At 68.2% G+C, this 20,295-nt stretch carries 19 protein-coding genes, 1 tRNA gene and 1 pseudogene; 13 read left to right on the forward strand and 8 right to left on the reverse strand.

The window, feature by feature from the left end; genetic code table 11:
- Positions 1–487 precede the first annotated feature (487 nt).
- Positions 488–560, reverse strand: a tRNA-Ala gene (locus tag ACFOSH_RS15450).
- A gap of 269 nt (positions 561–829) precedes the next feature.
- On the opposite strand from ACFOSH_RS15450, the pseudogene ACFOSH_RS45115 reads away from it, so the two are divergent.
- A pseudogene (locus tag ACFOSH_RS45115) lies at positions 830–1,285 on the forward strand (RICIN domain-containing protein); the annotation flags it as partial.
- Here ACFOSH_RS45115 and ACFOSH_RS45120 read toward each other — a convergent pair.
- A complete protein-coding gene (locus ACFOSH_RS45120; protein ID WP_449224184.1) occupies positions 1,213–1,515 on the reverse strand; it encodes a hypothetical protein in 303 nt (100 codons plus the stop codon). The pseudogene ACFOSH_RS45115 and the gene ACFOSH_RS45120 sit on opposite strands and share 73 nt — an antisense overlap.
- 188 nt (positions 1,516–1,703) lie before the next feature.
- Between ACFOSH_RS45120 and ACFOSH_RS45125 the strand changes: the two genes are divergently transcribed.
- Together ACFOSH_RS45125 and ACFOSH_RS15460 are read left to right on the forward strand one after the other, a co-directional pair.
- Positions 1,704–2,972, forward strand: a complete 1,269-nt coding sequence (locus ACFOSH_RS45125; protein ID WP_449224185.1) for a coagulation factor 5/8 type domain-containing protein — start codon at positions 1,704–1,706, stop codon at positions 2,970–2,972.
- Positions 2,973–3,128: 156 nt separating this feature from the next.
- Positions 3,129–3,683 (forward strand): HdeD family acid-resistance protein, encoded by a 555-nt coding sequence (locus tag ACFOSH_RS15460; RefSeq protein WP_378239566.1) that lies wholly within the window; start codon positions 3,129–3,131, stop codon positions 3,681–3,683.
- Here the strand turns inward: ACFOSH_RS15460 and ACFOSH_RS15465 are convergent.
- Positions 3,670–4,392 (reverse strand): hypothetical protein, encoded by a 723-nt coding sequence (locus ACFOSH_RS15465; protein WP_378239567.1) that lies wholly within the window; start codon positions 4,390–4,392, stop codon positions 3,670–3,672. The genes ACFOSH_RS15460 and ACFOSH_RS15465 overlap by 14 nt on opposite strands.
- A 32-nt stretch (positions 4,393–4,424) precedes the next feature.
- Here ACFOSH_RS15465 and ACFOSH_RS15470 point away from each other — a divergent pair, with 32 nt between their 5' ends.
- From ACFOSH_RS15470 to ACFOSH_RS15500, 7 genes are all read left to right on the forward strand, one after another.
- The gene (locus ACFOSH_RS15470; protein ID WP_378239568.1) at positions 4,425–6,080 is read left to right on the forward strand and encodes an FAD-dependent oxidoreductase; all 1,656 of its coding nucleotides are present in this window, start codon (positions 4,425–4,427) and stop codon (positions 6,078–6,080) included.
- On the forward strand, positions 6,077–7,498 hold the full coding sequence (locus tag ACFOSH_RS15475) for an ATP-binding protein (RefSeq protein WP_378239569.1): 1,422 nt from the start codon (positions 6,077–6,079) through the stop codon (positions 7,496–7,498). Before ACFOSH_RS15470 ends, ACFOSH_RS15475 begins: the two co-directional genes overlap by 4 nt.
- A 139-nt stretch (positions 7,499–7,637) precedes the next feature.
- Positions 7,638–8,726, forward strand: a complete 1,089-nt coding sequence (locus ACFOSH_RS15480) for a hypothetical protein (RefSeq protein WP_378239570.1) — start codon at positions 7,638–7,640, stop codon at positions 8,724–8,726.
- Positions 8,726–9,880: a toxic anion resistance protein gene (locus ACFOSH_RS15485; protein WP_378239571.1), complete on the forward strand. Its 1,155-nt coding sequence runs from the start codon at positions 8,726–8,728 to the stop codon at positions 9,878–9,880. The genes ACFOSH_RS15480 and ACFOSH_RS15485 overlap by 1 nt, the downstream gene beginning before the upstream one ends.
- Before the next feature lie 8 nt (positions 9,881–9,888).
- Complete coding sequence (locus tag ACFOSH_RS15490; RefSeq protein ID WP_378239660.1) at positions 9,889–11,502, forward strand: VWA domain-containing protein; 1,614 nt, start codon at positions 9,889–9,891, stop codon at positions 11,500–11,502.
- Complete coding sequence (locus ACFOSH_RS15495; protein WP_378239572.1) at positions 11,499–12,092, forward strand: hypothetical protein; 594 nt, start codon at positions 11,499–11,501, stop codon at positions 12,090–12,092. The genes ACFOSH_RS15490 and ACFOSH_RS15495 overlap by 4 nt, the downstream gene beginning before the upstream one ends.
- A gap of 135 nt (positions 12,093–12,227) precedes the next feature.
- Positions 12,228–13,325 carry a peptidase inhibitor family I36 protein gene (locus tag ACFOSH_RS15500; RefSeq protein ID WP_378239573.1) on the forward strand — a complete coding sequence of 366 codons (1,098 nt, stop codon included), beginning with the start codon at positions 12,228–12,230 and terminating at the stop codon, positions 13,323–13,325.
- A gap of 31 nt (positions 13,326–13,356) precedes the next feature.
- On the opposite strand, the gene ACFOSH_RS15505 is transcribed toward ACFOSH_RS15500, so the two are convergent.
- The 3 genes from ACFOSH_RS15505 to ACFOSH_RS15515 form a co-directional block, all read right to left on the reverse strand.
- Entirely contained in the window at positions 13,357–14,151 is a 795-nt protein-coding gene (locus ACFOSH_RS15505; RefSeq protein ID WP_378239574.1) for an LmeA family phospholipid-binding protein, read from the reverse strand.
- Positions 14,152–14,196: 45 nt separating this feature from the next.
- Complete coding sequence (locus tag ACFOSH_RS15510; RefSeq protein ID WP_093932065.1) at positions 14,197–14,451, reverse strand: hypothetical protein; 255 nt, start codon at positions 14,449–14,451, stop codon at positions 14,197–14,199.
- A 138-nt stretch (positions 14,452–14,589) separates the two neighbouring features.
- Positions 14,590–15,630: a LacI family DNA-binding transcriptional regulator gene (locus tag ACFOSH_RS15515; RefSeq protein ID WP_378239576.1), complete on the reverse strand. Its 1,041-nt coding sequence runs from the start codon at positions 15,628–15,630 to the stop codon at positions 14,590–14,592.
- 103 nt (positions 15,631–15,733) lie between these two features.
- Here ACFOSH_RS15515 and ACFOSH_RS15520 point away from each other — a divergent pair, with 103 nt between their 5' ends.
- From ACFOSH_RS15520 to ACFOSH_RS15530, 3 genes are read left to right on the forward strand one after another with little or no spacing between them, the layout of a single operon-like run.
- A complete protein-coding gene (locus tag ACFOSH_RS15520) occupies positions 15,734–16,543 on the forward strand; it encodes an ABC transporter permease (protein ID WP_378239577.1) in 810 nt (269 codons plus the stop codon).
- 12 nt (positions 16,544–16,555) lie between these two features.
- Positions 16,556–17,557, forward strand: coding sequence for an ABC transporter substrate-binding protein (locus ACFOSH_RS15525; protein ID WP_378239578.1), 1,002 nt, complete (start codon positions 16,556–16,558; stop codon positions 17,555–17,557).
- On the forward strand, positions 17,554–18,324 hold the full coding sequence (locus tag ACFOSH_RS15530; RefSeq protein ID WP_378239579.1) for an ABC transporter ATP-binding protein: 771 nt from the start codon (positions 17,554–17,556) through the stop codon (positions 18,322–18,324). The genes ACFOSH_RS15525 and ACFOSH_RS15530 overlap by 4 nt, the downstream gene beginning before the upstream one ends.
- Here the strand turns inward: ACFOSH_RS15530 and ACFOSH_RS15535 are convergent.
- Together ACFOSH_RS15535 and ACFOSH_RS15540 are read right to left on the reverse strand one after the other, a co-directional pair.
- The gene (locus ACFOSH_RS15535; protein ID WP_378239580.1) at positions 18,321–18,923 is read right to left on the reverse strand and encodes a hypothetical protein; all 603 of its coding nucleotides are present in this window, start codon (positions 18,921–18,923) and stop codon (positions 18,321–18,323) included. The two genes, ACFOSH_RS15530 and ACFOSH_RS15535, sit on opposite strands and share 4 nt — an antisense overlap.
- Positions 18,924–18,930: 7 nt before the next feature.
- Positions 18,931–20,046 carry a M28 family metallopeptidase gene (locus ACFOSH_RS15540; RefSeq protein ID WP_378239581.1) on the reverse strand — a complete coding sequence of 372 codons (1,116 nt, stop codon included), beginning with the start codon at positions 20,044–20,046 and terminating at the stop codon, positions 18,931–18,933.
- Positions 20,047–20,295 lie beyond the last annotated feature (249 nt).

Below are 20,295 nucleotides of genomic sequence, written 5' to 3' on the forward strand. Positions count from 1 at the left end.
GGGCCGGCTGGTCCAGGACCTGGCGCCACTGGTGGGCATGTCGTCCGCAGTAGCGGCTGCACCAGTACGAGGCCGAGGACGTCGTGCAGGGCACGTGGCTCGCCACGTTCAGCCAGTTCGACAGGATTCGGAATGTCGCGACGTCTACAGTTGGGCTCCGTTGCTGAAGCAGAGCCCGACACGGCATGGCACGGTGCGACACGCGCTGACACGGCTGCCGTGGGGATTTGTAATCCGAGGGAATCCGCAGCTCATTGAACTGGTGATCCGCACGCTGTGTGGCCCCCGGCTGGAACTGCCTGATCGGATTACCTCGCTGGAGGAGACGATGTGACCCCATCGTGCATGGGGTAGGACGGCGTGCTCCAGATTTGCTCCAGCTACTGAACGGTAACTGAAGTTCACCACGCCAATTCTCAAAGTGAGGCGGAACGAAAAAACCGCCCTACCTCGGCAAACCTGCCAGGTGGGCGGTGTTTCGTCACTGTGGAGCTAAGGGGACTCGAACCCCTGACCCCCTCACTGCCAGTGAGGTGCGCTACCAGCTGCGCCATAGCCCCGGAGCGAAGTTGTACTCCGCATCTCGTGTGTCCATACATTACACCGCCCGTGGAGGCTGTTCGCGCGGGGGTCACGCTACGCGGTCCCGATCAGCGAAAGCGGCGCTGACCAGCATATTTGAGACTTATTTTTAGCCGTGTATTGACTCTGCGTGTGACCGCCGTTACGTTTTCGACCATCGTGACGCCGAGGTCCCCGCCCGCTACGCCGCGTCTCCACTGGGCTCCGCCTCAGCTCGCCCTGCCCGAATGACGCGGAGGAGGTCCCGATGAGGGCCAGAGCAGCCCTGATAGCCCTGTTTTCCCTGGTCGGAGCACTGATCGTGGTGGCTCCGGCGGCACAGGCGGCCATCGTTCCCGATACCTGGTACACGGTGACGGCCACCAGCGGGAAATGCGTGGACGCGCGTGCCGCCGGGTCGGCCAACGGGACGGTCGTCCAGCAGTACGCCTGCAACCAGACCTTTTCCCAGCAATGGCAGTTCCAGCCGACCTCGGGCGGCTACTACCGGGTCAACACGCGCAACAACCCGGCGCAGGTGTGGGACGTCGCCGAGGTGTCGACGGCCGACGGCGGGCTCATCCACCTGTGGGCCTACGGCGGCGGGAACAACCAGCAGTGGCAGCCCGTCGAGGAAAGCGGTGGGGCGTATCACTTCGTGAGCCGCAACAGCGGCAGGTGCCTCGACCTCCCGGGCCTTTCGACGCAGGACAGCACCCAGCTGCAGCAGTACTCCTGCAACGGGTCCGGCGCCCAGTCCTTCCAGCTCACCCCGGTCACCGGCACCGCCGACCCCGACCTCGGGCCGAACGTGCTCGTCTTCGACCCCGGCATGTCGCAGTCGGCGATCCAGTCCCAGGTCAACAGCGTGTTTTCGCAGCAGGAGACCAGCCAGTTCGGCTCGAACCGGAAGGCGCTGCTGTTCAAGCCGGGTTCGTACAACGTCGACGTCAACGTCGGGTTCTACACGCAGGTGCTCGGGCTCGGCCTCTCGCCGGACAACGTGACGATCAACGGCGCGGTGCACGCGGAGGCCGACTGGTTCCAGGGCAACGCGACGCAGAACTTCTGGCGTGGCGCGGAAAACCTGTCCGTGAACCCCAACGGCGGCACCGATCGCTCAGGCCGCGCCCTACCGTCGCATGCACGTCCGCGGCAACCTGCAGCTCGACGACGGCGGCTGGTCCAGCGGCGGCTGGATGTCCGACGTCAAGGTCGACGGCCAGGTCCGGTCCGGCTCGCAGCAGCAGTGGATCTCGCGCAACTCGCAGTTCGGCAGCTGGAGCGGCTCGAACTGGAACATGGTGTTCGCCGGCGTCAACGGCGCGCCGTCGACCAGTTTCCCGAATCCGCCCTACACCACGGTGAACACGACGCCAGTCGTGCGGGAGAAGCCGTTCCTCTACGTCGACAACGCGGGCGCGTACCAGGTCTTCGTGCCCTCCACGCGCACCAACGCCTCGGGCATCACGTGGGGCGCGAACCAGCCTGGAGCGTCGCTGCCGATCAGCCGGTTCTTCATCGCGAGGCCCGGGACGACGGCGTCGCAGATCAACGCGGCCCTCGCCGAAGGCAAGGACCTCCTGATCACCCCGGGCGTCTACCACCTCAACGAGACGCTGCGCGTGACGCGGCCGGACACCGTCGTGCTCGGCCTCGGCCTGGCGACGCTCATCCCGGACAACGGCATCACCGCGATGACGGTGGCCGACGTCGACGGCGTCAAGGTCGCCGGTGTGCTGATCGACGCGGGCACCACGAACTCGAACACGTTGATGGAGGTCGGCCCGGCCAACTCCGCACAGGACCACGCGGCCAACCCGACTTCGCTGCACGACGTGTTCTTCCGCATCGGCGGCGCGGGTGTCGGCAAGGCCACGAACAGCCTGGTGGTCAACAGCGACGACGTCATCGGCGACCACCTGTGGATCTGGCGTGCCGACCACGGCAGCGGCGTCGGGTGGAACACCAACACCGCCGACACCGGCCTGATCGTGAACGGCGACGACGTGACGATGTACGGCCTGTTCGTCGAGCATTACCAGAAGTACCAGACGCTCTGGAACGGAAACCGCGGCCGGACGTACTTCTACCAGAACGAAATGCCTTACGACCCACCGAATCAGGCCGCGTGGATGAACGGCTCGACGCGGGGTTACGCGGCCTACAAGGTGGCGAACCCGGTGACGAACCACGAGGCGTACGGGCTCGGCAGCTACTGCTTCTTCAATGTGAATCCGAGCGTGGTCGCGGATCGCGCGATCGAAGCGCCGAACAACCCGAACGTGAAGTTCCGCAGCATGGTCGCGGTCTCCCTCGGCGGGAACGGGACCATCGCCCGGGTCGTCAACGACCGCGGCGGCCCGGCGAATTCGGGTTCGAACGTGGCGAACCTGGTCACCTATCCCTGATGGACCCCGGTGCGCGCCGTGATGGCGGTCGCGGCGCGCACCGGCCTTTATCACCCACCGCGAAAAGCCCCCCGCCCGAATGGGTGGTGTGCCGCGCGCTCTTCCTCCAGCGCTTCGATACTGGGTTCCCCGTCCGCGTAGAGAGGGAGCCGGAGAATGCCTCTCGTCGGTCTCACCGTCGTCGAACCCCGCCTTGCCTGGCCGCTGGCCGCCGTCCGCGGCGCTTTCGCCATCCTGTTCGGCATACTCGCGCTCATCTGGCCCGGCGCCACCGTCCTGGCCCTCGCGATCATCTACGGCATTTACGCGATCATCGACGGCGTCGGCGGCCTGATGCAGGCTTTCCGGCCGGGCGATCCGGCCCATCGCGCCGCCTACGGAGTCCTCGGCGTACTCGGTGTCGCCGCCGGTGTCCTGGTGCTGCTCTGGCCAGGGATCACGGTGCTGGTGCTGGCCTTCCTCGTCGGGTTCTGGGCGATCTTCACCGGCATCGTCGAGATCGTCGCCGCGATCCGGCTGCGCAAACAGATCGAGGGTGAAGCCTTCCTCATCGCGGCGGGTGCCCTCTCGCTGATCGCGGGCATCGTGATCGTGATCAACCCGATCGCCGGCGCCTACGGGATCGCGCTGCTGGTCGGGATCTACGCCCTGCTGTACGGCGTGATGCTGCTCGTCCTGGCCTTCCGCCTGCGCAAGCTCACTCAAGCCTGAACGCTTGTCGCAAGTGGACCTGAGCCCCGGAGCGGCGCAGGTTCGACAGGCTCGGCGAGCCCTCCACCGCCGTCGCGACGGCGAAGCGGTGCCCTTCGCGGGCGGCCGCGGTCAGACCGTGGAGGAGCAGCCGGGCCTGTGTGCCTTTGCCACGATGGGCCCGCGGTGTGGCCGAGCCGCCGAGGAGGACGCCGGGCCCGTGCGAGCTCAAGGCCGCCGCCGAGATCGGCACGCCGTCCTCGACCAGCAGCGACCGCCGGACCCGGTGATCGGAGTGCTCGGCGGCGATGAACTCCGTCACGGCGCCGCCGCTTTCGTATCCGTCGAGCAGGACGCGGAGGAACACGTCGATGTCGGGTGAGTCGTCGACGTCAGTGTCCGATGCCGCGAGGTCGGTGAGCGGGAGGACCGCGATCGGGCGGACTCCGGCGGGCACGAGATCGGACGGGTTCAAGTCCGGTGGCAGCACGAGTGTCGGCCGATCTCCGTCCCAGCACGAAGCGCCGGCGAGCCGGATGGCCGACGGCAGGTTCTCCTCGGTGACGCCGGAGATCGTGCGCAGGAACCGCAGCTCCGGAGCCGTGGCCAGCGCCACGAACAGCCCGTCTTCGTGCCAGGCTTCGAAACGGCCGGGGAGCCCCGCCGCCGCGCCCGCTTCACCCGCGACGACGGTACGGGCGTGGATCACTTCTTCGGCTTCGGTCAGCACGACCCGAACGTAATAGGGATTAGGCTGAACCGGTGAGCCAGCCGATCCTGTTGACCGTCGACGACGATCCCGCCGTGTCCCGTTCGGTCGCCCGCGACCTGCGCAAACGGTATGGGAAGGACTATCGGATCATCCGGGCCGATTCCGGTGCCGACGCCCTCGAAGCCCTGCGTGAGATCAAGCTGCGCGGCGACGCCGTGGCCGCGATCCTCGCCGACTACCGGATGCCGCAGATGGACGGCATCGTCTTCCTCGAGAAGGCGATGGACCTGTTCCCGAACGCCCGTCGCGCGCTGCTGACCGCCTACGCCGACACCGACGCCGCGATCCAGGCGATCAACGTCGTCGACGTCGACCACTACCTCCTCAAGCCGTGGGACCCGCCGGAGGAGAAGCTCTACCCGGTCATCGACGCGCTGGTGGAGACCTGGCGCGCGGTGGGGGAGCGGCCGGTCGACGAGATCAAGCTCATCGGCCACCGGTACTCCTCGCCGTCGTTCCACCTGCGGGACTTCCTGGCGCGCAACGCCGTGCCGTACCGCTGGTACTCCGTCGACGACGACGAGGGCCGCCGCATCCTCGACGCGGCGGACGCGGCGCCGCAGGACATCCCGGTGCTGGTCACGCCGGACGGCACGGTGCTGCGCCAGCCGTCCGGACCCGAACTCGCCGACGCCGTCGGCCTGTCCACGCGCCCCGCGCAGGAGTTCTACGACCTGATCGTCATCGGCGGCGGGCCGGCCGGGCTCGGGGCGGCCGTGTACGGCGCGTCGGAGGGCCTGCGGACGGTGATCGTCGAGCGCAAGGCCACCGGCGGGCAGGCAGGCACCAGCTCCCGCATCGAGAACTACCTCGGCTTCCCGGACGGCGTTTCCGGCGCCCAGCTCACCGACCGCGCGCGGCGGCAGGCACTCAAGTTCGGCGCCGAGGTGCTCACCGCCCGCGACGTCGTGGGCCTGGAGGCGCGCGGTTCCGCGCGGGTCGTGTTGTTCGGCGACGGGACCGAGATCTCCGCGCATTCCGTGGTGCTCGCCAGCGGCGTCAACTACCGCGCGTTGGAGGCTCCCGGCGTCGCCGAACTCGCCGGCAGCGGCGTGTACTACGGCTCGGCCGCCACCGAAGCGCCCGAGTGCAAGGGCGAGCACGTCTACATCGTCGGCGGCGCGAACTCGGCGGGCCAGGCGGCGGTGTTCTTCTCCAAACACGCCGCCGACGTCACCATCCTCGTCCGCGGCCAGTCGCTCGAAGCGTCGATGTCGCATTACCTGATCGAACAGATCGCCGCGATCGGGAACATCCACGTCCGCACCCGCACCACGGTGGTCGAGGCACACGGCGACGACCACCTCGAACAACTGACCCTGTGCGAGAACGGTGGCGTCACCGAGACCGTGCCGACCGGGCACCTGTTCATCTTCATCGGCGCCGCGCCCCGCACCGACTGGCTCGGCACGGAGATCCAGCGCGACGACCACGGTTTCGTGCGGACAGGCCCCGATCTGCTCACCGAGGGCGGCCCACCGCCGGGCTGGACGCTGGACCGCGACCCGCACTACCTGGAGTCGTCCATTCCCGGCGTGTTCGTGGCGGGCGACGTCCGGGCCGCGTCGGTGAAGCGCGTCGCCTCGGCCGTCGGCGAAGGCGCCATGGCGGTCACCCTCGTTCACCGGTACTTGGAGGAACAATGAGCGTCCTGCCCAGGGAAGAAATGCGCGGGCTCTTCCTCTTCGAGCACCTCAGCGAAGAACAGCTGGACTGGATCGACGAGCACGCCGTCCTGGAGCAGTACGCCGGCGGCACCACGGTCATGCGCGAGGGTGAACCGGCCACCTGCTTCTACCTCCTGCTGTCCGGCGCGCTGCGGATGACGCGGCTCGTCGGCGGCACCGAGGTCGAGACGATCCGGTCCGACCAGCGCGGCGCCTACTGCGGTGCGACGCAGTTCTTCGTGCACCAGGAGACCGAACACACCTACGGCGCTTCGGTGCATGCTGTCAGCGACCTCACCTTCCTGACACTGCCCGCTGCCGAGTTCGCCACAGAGTTCCGCCGCTGGTTCCCGATGGCGACGCATCTGCTGGAGGGCATGTACCTCGGCTGGCGCAACAGTGACACGGTGATCGGTTCGCGACGGCGTTTACTCGCGCTCGGGGAGCTTTCCGCCGGCCTGACCCACGAACTCAACAACCCGGCCGCCGCCGCCGTCCGCGCGACGGCGTCGCTGCGGGAACGGGTCGCCGGGATGCGGCACAAACTCGCGATGCTGGCGAAGAAGAACGTCGACCCGACGCTGCTGGAGCAGTTGCTGGAGATCCAGGAACAACTGGTCAAGCAGGTCTCCTCGGCGCCGAAGCTGACCGCGATGCAGCAGGCCGACCGCGAGGACGAGATCGGCGACTGGTTCGACGACCACGGCATCGACCAGGGCTGGGACCTCGCCGACATCTACGTCCGCGCCGGGCTGACCGTGCCTGATCTGGACCGGCTGCTCGACTCGGTCGGGAAGACCTTCATCGACGGCGCCGTCCGCTGGCTCGCGTACGCGCTCGAGACCGAGATGCTGATGGGCGAGATCGAGGATTCGACGACCCGGATCTCGGTGCTGGTCGGCAAGGCCAAGCAGTACTCCCAGATGGACCGCGCGCCGCACCAGTGGATCGACGTCCACGAAGGGCTCGACTCCACGCTCGTCATGCTGGCGGGCAAGATCGCGCCGGGCATCCGCGTCGTGAAGGAGTACGACCACACGGTGCCGAGGATCCCGGCGTACCCGGGTGAGCTGAACCAGGTGTGGACGAACGTCATCGACAACGCGCTGGGCGCCATGGGATCCGAGGGCACGCTGACCTTGCGGACGTCCCGTGTGGACGATCACGTGCATGTCGAGATCGGCGACACCGGGCCGGGGATCCCGGCGGAGGTGCGGCAGCGGATCTTCGAGCCGTTCTTCACCACGAAGCCGGTGGGGCAGGGGACCGGGCTCGGCCTCGACATCTCCTGGCGCATCGTCGTCGAACGGCATCAAGGCGACCTCCGTGTCGACTCAGAGCCGGGCGATACGCGGTTCACCGTGTGCCTGCCGGTCTCGGAGCAGTCCGTGATCTGATTTTCCTTCTACCCCAACGGTTCGCCAGAAACTGACGACTTCTTACGTTCATCGATCGTTCACTTCGAAATGGCTCGCCCGCGCGTCAAAAGAGTCGAACGGGCTGAAGGATCAAGCCTGTGAACGAGGGGGTGGGCCGGTGAAACGCCGTCTGTCGATCGGCCTGGCAGTGGTGCTGCTGCTGGCCGTGGTCGCCGTGATCGTCTGGGGCCGGGGCGGTGACGAGAACACCGCGAGGGGAACAGATCTGACCACGGTGCGCGGGGTCATCGGGTCGGAGAAGCTGGCCTTCTTCTCCGACAAGCGGGTGGCGGACGCGTTCGCCAAGCACGGCCTGAAGGTCGAGGTGGATACCGCCGGGTCGCGGCAGATCGCGAGCATGGACCTCGGCGCGTACGAGTTCGCGTTCCCGTCCTCGTCGCCCGCCGCGCAGCGGATCCAGCGCGACCACAAGGTGACCGGCGTGCACACGCCGTTCCAGTCGCCGATGGCGGTCGCGACCTTCGAGCCGATCGTGAATCTCCTGAGCGCCAACGGGATCGTGCGCAAGGGCGCCGGGGACTACCACGTGCTCGACGTCGCGAAGTACCTCGAACTGGCGCAGAAGGGAACGCGCTGGGACCAGCTTCCCGGCAACACCGCTTTCCCGGCTCGCAAGAACGTGCTGGTCACGACCACGGACCCGCGTGAATCGAACTCGGCGGCGATGTACCTGTCGATCGTTTCCTTCGTCGCCAACGGGAACAACGTGGTCAGCACGCCCGAGGCCGAGGCGAAGGTGCTGCCCGGGGTGTCGAAGCTGTTCATAGACCAGGGCTACACGCAGAACAGCACCGAAGGCCCGTTCGAGGACTACCTCGCCGCGGGGATGGGCAAGACGCCGATGGTGCTGATCTACGAGTCGCAGTTCGTCGACAGGCTGGTCCGCGCCGACGGCTCGATCCGGCCGGACATGCGCCTGCTCTACACGGCGCCGACGGTGTACTCCAAGCACACGCTCGTCCCGCTGAAACCGAACGGCGACCAGGTGGGCAGGCTGCTGGCGACCGATCCGGAGCTGGGGAAACTCGCCGCCACGTTCGGTTTCCGCACCGGGGACCCCCGGCTGTTCGCCGACGTCGTCGCCGCGGCCAAGGCGCCGGTGCCCGCGGATCTGGTGGACGCCGTCGAGCCGCCGTCGTACGAAACCCTCGAGCGCCTGCTCGACGCGGTCAAGAAGCAGTACTGATGGACGATTTCACGCTCACTCCACCCGAACAGGTGGAGGCGATCCCGGCCGAGCGTGCGGCCGGCCTGGTCACCCTCGGGCCGGAGGTCCACGCCGAGGTCGCGCGGCGCGCGGAGAGGTTCGCCGAGCGACTCGAAGCGCTCGACGTCCGCTCGCCCGAGTTCACCCGCGTGCTGGACGAACTGCTCGCGGTCGGTGAGTCGGACATGCGCGCGGCGGCGACCGTCGCGGGGGCGCTGCTGGACCGTTCGACCAGGGCGCTCGCGGAAATCGGGTCACCACAACAACAGGCGACCGTGAGCCTGGCCGGGCTCCGGCGGACCGTCGCGGAGATCGACCCGGCGAAACTGCCGATCACGGGCCGCAAGCTGATGGGGCTGATCCCGGTCGCGGGCAGCGCGAAGAAGGCGCTGGACCGCTACCGTGCGGCCAACGAACCGGTGAACGCGCTGGTCCTGGACCTGCGGGCGCGGCAGGACGTCCTGCGACGCGACAACGCCGCGCTCAAGGGCGAGCGGGAACGGCTGTGGGGGACGCTCGGGAAGCTGTCGGAAGCGGCCGCGTTCGCCGAAGCCGTCGACACGGCTGTCGACCGCCAGGCGGGGATCTTCGACTTCACCGATCCCGCGCGGGCCAAGGCGTTGCGGGCCGACGCGCTGCATCCGATCCGGCAGCGGCATCAGGACCTGCTGACCCAGCTCGCGGTGAGCGCGCAGGGCTATCTCACGCTGGACCTGGTGCGGCGCAACAACGACGAGCTGATCCGCGGGATCGAGCGGGCGGTGTCGACCACGGTCGCGGCGCTGCGGGTCGCGCTGCTGGTGAGCGGCGCGCTCGCCGGCCAGCGTGACGTCCTCGACGAGGTCCGGGCCGTGCAGGCGACCACCGACGGGCTGATCAGGGCGAACGCCGAGATCCTGGAGTTGCGCAGCGCCGAGATCCAGCGCGCGGGCAGCGATCCGGCGGTGGCGGTGTCGACGATCCGCGAGTCGTTCGACCGGATCTATCGCAGCATCGACGCGATCGACGAGTTCAAGGCGGGGGCCGTCTCGACGATGGCGGCGACCGTGGAGGCGTTGTCCGGGGAGATCCGGCGGGCCGAAGACCATCTGCGCCGGTCTCACGAGACGGCGACGGCCGAGGGGGCATCGTGAAACGTTGGATGATGGCCGCGCTGGCGGCGGTTTGCGCGCTGTCACTGGTTTCCTGCGGTTCGAGCGAAGGCGGGACGCGGGGCCTGGGGGAGGCCGAACCGGGGACCTTGCGGGTGCTCGCGGGCAGCGAGCTGGCGGATATGCAGCCGCTGCTGGAGCAGGAGGCGGCCGCGACCGGGGTCAAGGTCAAGTTCCAGTTCACCGGGACGCTGGAAGGCACCGAGTCGCTCGGAGGAGGGAAGGTTGACGGCCAGTACGACGCCGTCTGGTTCTCGTCGAACCGTTACCCCGCCGCGGTTCCGGAGGCGGCGAAACGGCTGGGCGAACAGGTGAAGATCATGAGCTCGCCGGTGGTGCTCGGCCTGTCCGCGTCGGCGGCGCAGCGGCTCGGCTGGACCGGGCGGCCGGTCGGCTGGGGCGAGATCGCCGAGCAGGCCGGGAAGAAGGCGTTCACCTACGGCATGACCGACCCGTCGGCGTCGAACTCCGGGTTCTCGGCGCTCGTCGGGGTCGCGTCGGCGCTCGCGGGCGCGGGCAACGCCATCGACGCGCAGCAGATCGCTTCCGTCACACCGAAACTGACCGAGTTCTTCAGCGCGCAGGCGATGTCGGCGGGCTCGTCCGGCTGGCTTTCCGACGCCTACCAGCGGCGGGCGAGCGGTCAGGATCCCGGCAAGAAGGTCGACGGACTGATCAACTACGAGTCCGTCCTGCTGTCGATGAACGCGAGCGGGAAGCTTCCCGAACCGCTGACGCTGGTGTACCCCTCCGACGGTGTCGTCACCGCGGACTATCCGCTGACGTTGTTACAGAGCGCGAACTCCGACGCGCGGGACGCGCACCGCAAGCTGGCCGAGCGGCTGCGCACGCCGGACACGCAGCGCAAGATCATGGAGACCACGCAACGCCGCCCGGTCGTCCCGGGTGTCCAATTGGGACAGCAATTCGCCCAGAAAGACTTGGTGGAGCTGCCGTTTCCCGCGACGCAGCAGGCCGTGGACGCGCTGCTGGGTGCCTACTTCGACAAGATCCGGCGTCCGTCGCGGACGCTGTACGTGCTCGACACCTCCGGTTCCATGGCGGGCGACAGAATCGACTCGCTGCGCACCGCGCTGATCGGACTGACCGGCGCCGACGGTTCCTTGACCGGCCGGTACCGCCGGTTCCGCAGCCGCGAAGAGGTCACGATGCTGCCGTTCGACACCGTGCCCGGCAGTCCGGAGACGTTCGTGGTGCCGGAAGGCGATCCGCAGCCCGCCTTGGACAAGATCAAGCACTTCGCCGAAGATCTCGACGCGAACGGCGGCACGGCGATCTACGACAGTCTGCAGCGCGCGTACGACATCATGGGCCCGTTGGTCGCGCGCGACCCGGATCGGTTCACCTCGATCGTGCTGATGACCGACGGGGAGAACGCGAGCGGTTCCACTTTCCAGGACTTCCAGCGGAAGTTCCCGTCGATGACGGAGGCGATGCGGCAGATCCCGGTCTTCACCGTGATCTTCGGCGAGGGCGATTCCGCCGAACTCGGCGAGGTCGCGAAACGCAGCGGCGGCAACGTGTTCGACGCGCGAGGCGACGTACTGCCCAAGGTGTTCCAGGAAATCCGCGGCTACCAATGATCAAGTATCTCGGCTCCACGAAGAACCTCGCCGGCTGCGTCGGCGGGCTGATCGGGCTCGCGCTGTACCTGACCGGCGTTGTCGGCGGGCTGTGGCCGGTGGTGGTCGCCGGGCTGTACGCGGTGTTCGCCCTGGTCGCGCCGCCCGAGCGGGTCCGGCTGGTGCCGGTGGACGTCGTCGCCGAGGCCGGGCAGCTGCGCGCGGACCTCGAAGCACTGGTGGGCAAGGTGACCGCGCAGGCGCAGCGGATGCCGGAGTCCTCTGTGGACGGTGTGCGGCGGGTCGCCGGAATCCTCGACGACATGTTGTCGTGGCCGGAGCGACTGTCGGGCAACACTGACGTCCAGCACGAGATCACCCGGCTGGCGCGGACGGATCTGCCGCTGTCGGTGCAGACCTACCTCAACCTGCCGTGGTGGTTCGCCGCCAAACGGCGGGCGAGCGGCGAGCCGAGCGCGTCCGACGAACTCCTCGCGCAAGTCGAACTGTTGGAGACCGAGGCGCATCGCATCGCGGAACGGTTCTACGCGGGCGACGTCCACCAGCAGGCCGACCACACGCGATACCTGCGCGAGCGCGGCAAGGCCTGAGGCGGTCCCGGTCACCGGTCAGCGGCAGAACAGTCTGCCGGTTGTTCTGCATGGGCAAGCCGATTTCCCCGTGGTGGACTGCGTGACGCCGATCCGGTCGTGGTCGGCGTTCCGTCTCTCCCAGGGAGTTCAGACGTGCGTAGATCCAGACTCGGGGCGGCCGTACTGGCCGCGGTCATGGTGTGCCTCGCCGGCGGTGTCCCGGCCAACGCCGAGCAGCGCGGCGACCATTGCGTCGCCGACACGGCGACCGGAACGATCCGGTGCTTCGACAGCGTCGGCGAATCCCTCGCCGCGGCGTCGGCCGGTAAAGTCGGCGCCTCCGCCACGGTGATCAGCGTGCTGTACGAACACGCGAACTTCGGCGGCGCGAGCGTCGCCGTCACCGGTTCGCCGTGCGTCGAGGGGACCAACCAGACCATCGGCTTCCTCGGCGACTGGAACGACAAGATCTCCTCGTTCCAGACCTTCCAGAACTGCTACATCACGATGTACGAGCACGCCGAATACCAAGGCGGCTCCCAGGAGTGGTACGCCAACGACAGCGGCAACTACGGGTCGAACATGAACGACCGCGGCAGCTCGGTGGTGTATTCGCGCGGACCTTCCCGCGCCGAACTGCTCAAGGACTGCGGTCGCGCCACCAAGAACTGCAACGCCCACGTCGACCAGCGCGGACAGGACTTCTACGGCAGCTGGGGCCGCGTCGACACGGTGTACAACTGCAGCGCCAACAAGATCACCCAGGTGATCGGCAAACGCGACACCCGCAGCGGGAAGAACACGGTGTCGAACGAGATCAGCGTGAGCGCGGGCTTCGAATTCCTCGTCGACTGGTCGGTCGCGTACAAACGCACGTGGGGCCAGGAATGGGGCTGGGAAACCAGCGAAAACGTCGAGACCCGGATCGAGGTGAACCCCGGCTACTGGGCGGGCCTGGACCGCTCACCGGTGATGCGGGTGGCCGACGGCTCCTATGACATGTGGTACGACAAGCGCAGGTGGGGCCACAACCAGTGGTACGTCTGGAACTTCAGCGGTGAAGGCCCGGCCCCGGGCGTGGTGGGCCAGACCAGAACGGTCGGCAAGAAGATGACGTCGGACGAGAAGAAGAAGGTGCGCGGCAAGTCTGCCGGGCTCGTGCGGTCCTCCGCCGGAGCACAGGCTGAAAGAGTCGCGGCCGCGTCTGTCGCGCCTCCGGTGCGTGTCGCGGAGGGACGCCTGCACAGCTGATCCGGTCGGCGGCCGATGGTCACGCGCGTGGCTATCGGGCGCCGAGCCGCGGCAGGGTCAGCGTGGTCACCGCCGTCGTCACCCAGCCCAGCAGGTCGCCGAGCGGGATCGTGGACAGCTTCTCCGGCCATTCCTCCGCCAGCGTGTGCAGGACCAGGTGCCCGTCGTGCGCCTCGACCGCGGTGAGCCGGATCCCCTGCGGGAGTTCCGGCAGGGGTAGCACGATCGGCTTGAGCCTCGCCGGGGGCCCGAACCGTCGCCGTCCGATGTGGACGGACATCGGCCGGAGCACGACGGCGTCGTCCTCCACAGTGGACTCCAGTGCCAGATGTCCCCAGCGGGGCCGCCTTTCCCAGCGGATGTGGAAATGCCCGTCGTCGCCGGGGGTCACGATGATGCCCGGTCGGGCCTCGGCCACGCGCGCCTGAAGAACTTCGGGGGACACCCGGATCGCCATCTTCACCTGTTCGGGGATGGCGGCCGGGGACGGGAGCGAGCGGAGCCGGACGTTCGACGCCAGGACGGTGATGCGCCTCAGCGGGGTTTCCGGCCAGTCGACGTCCTCGACGACGATGCGGACGTCGCCGATCCGGCCGGTGGCGGCCAGGCTGAGGCTGTCGGCCTGGTAGTCGAGCCCGGTCAGGGTGAGCCCGACGTCCTGCCCGTCCACTTTGGTGGTCAGCCTTCGCCCGACCAGCTGTTCGGTCACGGTCTTCAGCACGGCGGCCGGGGTCACGGGCACATTCGGCAACAGCGCCCGCCCGGCGGCGGCCAGGCCGAACAGCTCGGGAAGGGGGTTCAGCTCGAACCATCTGCCGTCGCTCATCCGTCCAGTGTCGCCGAACGGGACGCCGAATGCCGCCGCAGGGGGTCAGCGGGCGGCGAAACGGGCGATCACGCCCGCCAGGATCACCCAGAACGCCGCGGCCAGGCCGTAGTCGAGGATGACCGCGAGATTAGGGTCACTCACCGGGAAGAGTCCCGGCCAGAACAACGCCAACGGCTTGGCCAGCGCCTGGATGAAGATGAAGAAACCGTTGCCCGCGTTGGCTCCCGCGAGCACCATGACCATGTACAGCAGCTCGATGAAAGCGAACAGCGCGCCGATGCCGGTGATGACCCGCACGGCCGTGTTGCTCCTACTGGTGGTTCGCCATCTGGACATGCCGCGAAAGTTCCCGGATTCCGTCGTGACAAACGTTTCAACGGCCAAGTTGCGCCGATCGGCCGTACCCACGTACTCCTCGCAGGGCACCGGTGACCGTCAGGAACCGCCTGGCAGGCGTGCGGTGCTTTCACGCAGGACGACGTGGCCGCGGACCCGCTCGATCCGGGCCCGGCCGGCGCGGTCCGGTAGCATCGCCAGCTCCAGCACCCGTTCGCCGAGGTCTTCCAGTGGCAGCGCGACCGTGGTCAGCGGCGGGGTCAGGTCACGGATCGTCGGGATGTCGTCGAACCCGGCGAGCGAGACGTCACCGGGTACGCCGATGCCGTGGTCGCGCAGGGCGGCGAGCGCGCCCGCGGCCATCACGTCGGTCGAGGCGAAGACGCACGTCGCGCGCAGGCCTCGGCCGATGAGCCGCTGAGCTGCCTCGTAACCCCCGTCGCGGGTGAAGGGTGCTTCGACGATGTCTTCGCGCTCCACCGAGACACCCGCGTCGGCGAGGGCTTCGAGGAAGCCGCCGACGCGGTCGACGACCGTGGTGAGCAGCGGAGGACCGGACAGCACGGCGAACCGGCGGTGCCCGAGCCCGAGCAGGGCCCGCGCCAGGTCGGCGGCGCCTTCCCGGTTCTCCGGCAGGACCGCGTCGGCCCGCAGGCCGCGGTGCCTGCTGATCACCGCGACCCGTCCGCCGGTGGCGCGATAGCGGTCCAGCTCACGGCGCAGGCCCTCCTGGCGCTCCCGGTCTTCGAAGCCGGAACCGATCAGCAACATCGCCCGCACGCGGTGCCCGCGCATCATCGAGGTGTAGGCGACCTCACGGTCCGGGTCGCGGAACGTGCTGCCGAGGACGACCTGGAGATCGTGGCGGTTCGCCGCGCGCATCACCCCGCGCGCGATACCGGCGAAGTACGGGTCGCCGACGTCGTGGCAGATCACCCCGACCGTCCGGCTGGTCGAACGGGCCAGTGCCTGCGCGTGCGCGTTGGGGGAGTAGGCCAGCCGTTCGGCCGCCCGCTCGACCCTGTCGCGCAGTGCCGGGCCGACGCTCGCGGTGCCGTTGAGCACTCTGGACGCGGTCGCGAGCGAGACCCCGGCCGCCTTCGCGACGTCACCGAGGGTGCTCTGGGCCTGTTGGACCATTCGTGTTCCTCCCCCTTGACCCCTGTGGCCTGCGGATTCTACGGTACGCCAGAAAGCGCTTTCAGAAAGCGTTTTCATCACTGGGGTCGGTGCGGGAGGTTCGATGAAGATCACTCGCCGGGACACGGCGGCCGAAGGCCTGCTCGAACGGACATGGCGGCCGGTGGCCTTGCTCGCCGTCTTGGTGCTCCTCTGGCAGCTGGTGACGGCCACCACCGGGCTCATCGAGCCGTACCTGGTGCCTTCGCCCGCGGCCACGTTGGACGTCCTGATCGGGCAGTGGCCGTATCTGTGGCAGCACACCTGGGTCACCACCTACGAGACGGTGCTGGGCTTCGTGCTCGCCGCGCTCGTCGGCGTGCTCACCGCGGTGGCGCTGGTGTCGTCGGCCACCGTGGAGCGGACGGTCTACCCGGTACTGCTGTTCGCGCAGGTCATCCCCAAGATCGCGATCGCGCCGCTGTTCGTGGTGTGGCTCGGGTTCGGGCTGGAGCCGAAGATCCTCGTCGCGGTGCTCATCGCGTTCTTCCCGGTGGTGATCTCGATGGTCACCGGGCTGAAATCGGTCGACCCGGAGATGCTGCAGCTCGCGTCGGTGATGGGCGGCGGTCCGCTCAAGACGTTCTGGAAGATCCGGTTCCCCGCCTCGCTGCCGCAGCTGTTCGCGGGGCTCAAGGTCGCCGTGACGCTGGCCGTCACCGGTGCGGTGGTCGGCGAGTTCGTCGGCGCCAACGAAGGACTCGGTTACCTGATCCTGCAGGCCAACGGAAACCTCGACACCCCGATGCTGTTCGCCGGGCTGATCGTGATGTCCGTCGTCGGCGTCGTCCTGTTCGTCCTGCTCGAAATCGCCGAACGTCTCGTGCTGCCGTGGCACGCGAGCCGCCGGGCCGAGGCCGTCACCACCAGCTAGCAAGGGGTTGCGATGAGGAAACCAGCGATACTCGCCGTCCTGCTCGCCGCGACCTTGGTGATCGCCGCCTGCGGTGGGGGAAGCGGGACCGGTTCGGACACCAAGGCGGTGACCCTGACCCTCAACTGGTACCCGTACGGCGAACACGCGCCCTTCTACTACGGCGTCGAACAAGGGATCTTCGCCAAACACGGGATCGACCTGAAGATCCAGGCCGGACAAGGCTCCGGCAAGACAGTGCAGGCGACCGCCGCCGGCCAGACGGACTTCGGTTGGGCCGACACGTCCGCGCTGGCCGTCGCCGTCGAACAGGGTGTGGCGGTGAAGAGCGTCGGCGTGTTCCTGCAGACCACTCCCGCGTCGGTCCAGTTCTTCCAGGACAAGAACATCACCAAGCCGCAGGACCTCAAGGGACGCAAGGTCGCCACCACCGCCGGTGACGCGCTGACGAAGACGTTCCCCGCCTTCCTCAAGCAGAACGGCATGGCTGAGACCGACGTCGAGATCCAGAACATCGACCCGGCGGGCAAGATGGCCGCTGTCCTCTCCGGGCGCGTCGACATCCTGCTCGGCTTCGCCTCCGACCAGGGGCCGACGATCCAGGAGAAGGCCGGGAAACCGGTGTCCTATCTGCGGTTCTCCGAATTCGGGCTGAACTACTACAGCAACGGCCTGGTCACCTCGGGGAGCACCCTCACCAAGGATCCGGACCTGGTGAAGCGCATGGTCGCCGCCACAGCGGAAGCATGGTCGGCCGCGGAGAAGGATCCGCAAGCCGCCGTCGACACGATGAAGGGAGCGTCGCAGCAGCTGCCGTCGCCCGCCGTACTGCTGGAGCAGTTCAAGACCACGGTGACGTTGTTGCACACCGACGCGACCAAGGGTTCCGGGCCGGGCGTGAACTCGGCCGCGGACTGGAAGGCGACGATCGACACGTTCCTGCGGACCGGCGTGATCACCAAGGCGCGGGAACCGGGCGTGTACTGGGAAGAAAGCGTGGCACCCAAGCGATGACTGTGACACTCAGGACGGCCGCGGTCGAGCTCGACTCCGCCGCCGTGCGCTTCCGGTCCAAGAAAATCGACGTCACGGCGATCAGCGGGGTTTCGCTGACGATCGAGCCCGGCGAGTTCGTCTCGATCGTGGGGCCTTCGGGCTGCGGGAAGTCGACGCTGCTGAAGCTCGTTTCCGGTCTGCTCAAACCGTCTTCGGGCGCGGTGAAGCTGCTCGGCGAACCGGTCACCGGGCCGCGGCACGACATCGGCTACGTCTTCCAGCGCGCGGCACTGCTGGAGTGGCGTTCGGTCCGGCGCAACATCCTGCTGCAGGCGGAGATGCGCGGGATGGACGGCGCCGAGGCGGCCCGCCGGACCGACGAACTCATCGCCATGACCGGACTCACCGGCTTCGAGGACGCTTTGCCGCACGAACTCTCGGGAGGGATGCAGCAGCGGGTCGCGTTGTGCCGCGCGCTGCTGCACCGGCCGCGGGTACTGCTGATGGACGAGCCGTTCGGCGCGCTGGACGCGCTCACCCGCGAGCAGATGAACGTCGAACTGCGACGGATCTGGGGCGAAACGGGCACCACCGTCCTGCTCGTCACGCACTCCATAGCCGAAGCTGTCTACCTGTCGAACCGCGTGGTGGTGATGACGGCCAGGCCGGGGGCGGTGCGAGAACTGATCCCGGTGGACCTGCCGGAGGAACGGGAATATTCGGAGACGCTCGCGCGGCCCGAATTCAGTGCCGCCGCCGCGCACATCCGCCGGTTGCTCGGCTAGCCGGCTGTTCGATCGTCCAGGGGTGCACCTCGCCACTGCCAGCCGGTGCGGGAGGGCCGTCCGGGAAGTTCCGTCCGGTCCGTCGCCCACAGCAACGCCGTCCAGGGGTCGACGTCGTCGGCGTCGACCTCCGGGAACATCCGCGCGAGCACTCGCGAACAGACGTCACGTGGCGGATCGAGGGTGACGCCGAGCCCCCTGGCCATGTCCTCGCCGTGGACCAGGGCCTCGACACAGCCCATCCCAGCGAAGCCCTCGATGTCGGCGTGCCCACTCGGGTGGAAGGCGCGCACGTCCGGGGCCGCCGTGCGGAGGGTGGCGCTCAAAATGCCGCAGCCGACCGTGATGAACTCCAGCAGTTCCGACGGCTTCGCGGCTTGATCGGCGACGGATTCGAAGCAGACGAAACGCGGTGTCGACGGCCGTGCGATCAGCAGTCCCGCGTAGGAGATGAGGCAGTCGCCGAGGTGCTCGGCCGTTCGCCAGGCGTTGAGTTCGCCGGTGCCAGGCGCCGCCGACCAGTCACGACCCGACGCCTGACGTAGTCCGTCGACGACACTCGTCATCGCCGCGTCGAGGTCGCCGGGTGTGACTGTCATCGTGGCATCAGCTCAAAGGTGTCGGAAACGCGACCGGACCGCGGCGGCCGTTCTTCCCGACCGCGCGGACACCGAAGAACACGTTGTCCTTCGACAGATCCACCTTAGCCTCGGTCGTGTCTCCGACCCTGATCGCGTGCGTCCATTCGGCCTCCGTCGTCTCCCGCCAGACCACCTCGTAGCCGGCGAGATCCGGGTCGGTTCCGTGCCGCCACACCAGATCCGTGGCGTTCGTCAGCTGATTCGTGCGGATCCGGACCTCCTCGGGGGCGCCGGGTGCGGTCGCCAGTGACCACAGCGTGGCGGCGTTCACCCGTGCGACCCTGGCGATGAACGGGAAGTCGCAGAACTCCTGCAGGTCGCCGAACTGCTTGTCGTTCTCCACCCGGACGTCTTGGTGCTGGTGCGCGTAGTCCTCGTGCGGTTCGGTGAACCGCGCGGCCGGATACCCCTGCTCCAGGAACGGGATGTGGTCGCCGCCCCGGAGATAGCGGTCGCGCCGGTAGATCACCCGTACGGACATGCCTGTCGCGTCGTTCTCCGCGACCGACCGCACGAACCGGGCCAGCTGGCGGGAAGGCGAATCGTTCTCGCCGCCGACCGCGCGCCGGATGTCGGCCTGTGCCGGGGTCTCCGACGTCGGCACACCCTCGGCGAACAACCGGATCGTGCGCGGGTCCCGGGTCCCGTCGTCCGCCCTGCTCGACCCGACGATGTCGTTGGTGAACATCGCCTGGACGTTCGTGCCCGCTGCCTTGTACTGCGTGGCCATGTGCCGTGCGCCGAACAAACCTTGTTCTTCGCCCGCGACCGCCGCGAACACGATGGTCGCGGCCGGGTGGCGACTGGCCAGCACCCGGGCGAGTTCCATCGCGACGGCCACTCCGGAGGCGTCGTCGTCGGCGCCCGGAGCGTCCTTTGTCGCGTCGAGCGGATCCGAACAGCGCGAGTCGTAGTGGCCTGACACGACGTAGACCCGTTCGGGCGTGCTGGATCCGCGCAGAGTGGCGACGACGTTGGTGATCGTGGTGGCGACCGGGATCCGGGGCGGTGCGGGCGGCTGCACGTAAGACTGCAACTCGACGTTCATCCGGCCGGCCGACTTGTCGGCGGATCTCCTCATCTCCGCGAAGATCCAGTCTCGGGCGGCACCGATTCCCCGGACGGGATCGGTCTGTGAGGACAACGTATGCCTCGTCCCGAAGGCGGCGAGCCGGCGTACGGTGGCCTCGATTCGGTGTTCGTCTATTTCCCGCAGAATCGTCCGTAGTTCTGCGTCGGGCCGTTGTGGTGAGAGGTTTTCTCCAGGGCCTCGATCGCCCAGTTCTTCGGCGCCGGCCGGGACTCCGGTGAAAGTGACCGCCGACAGTGC

This window comes from Amycolatopsis speibonae (assembly GCF_042647925.1).
GTDB classification, from domain to species: domain Bacteria; phylum Actinomycetota; class Actinomycetes; order Mycobacteriales; family Pseudonocardiaceae; genus Amycolatopsis; species Amycolatopsis speibonae.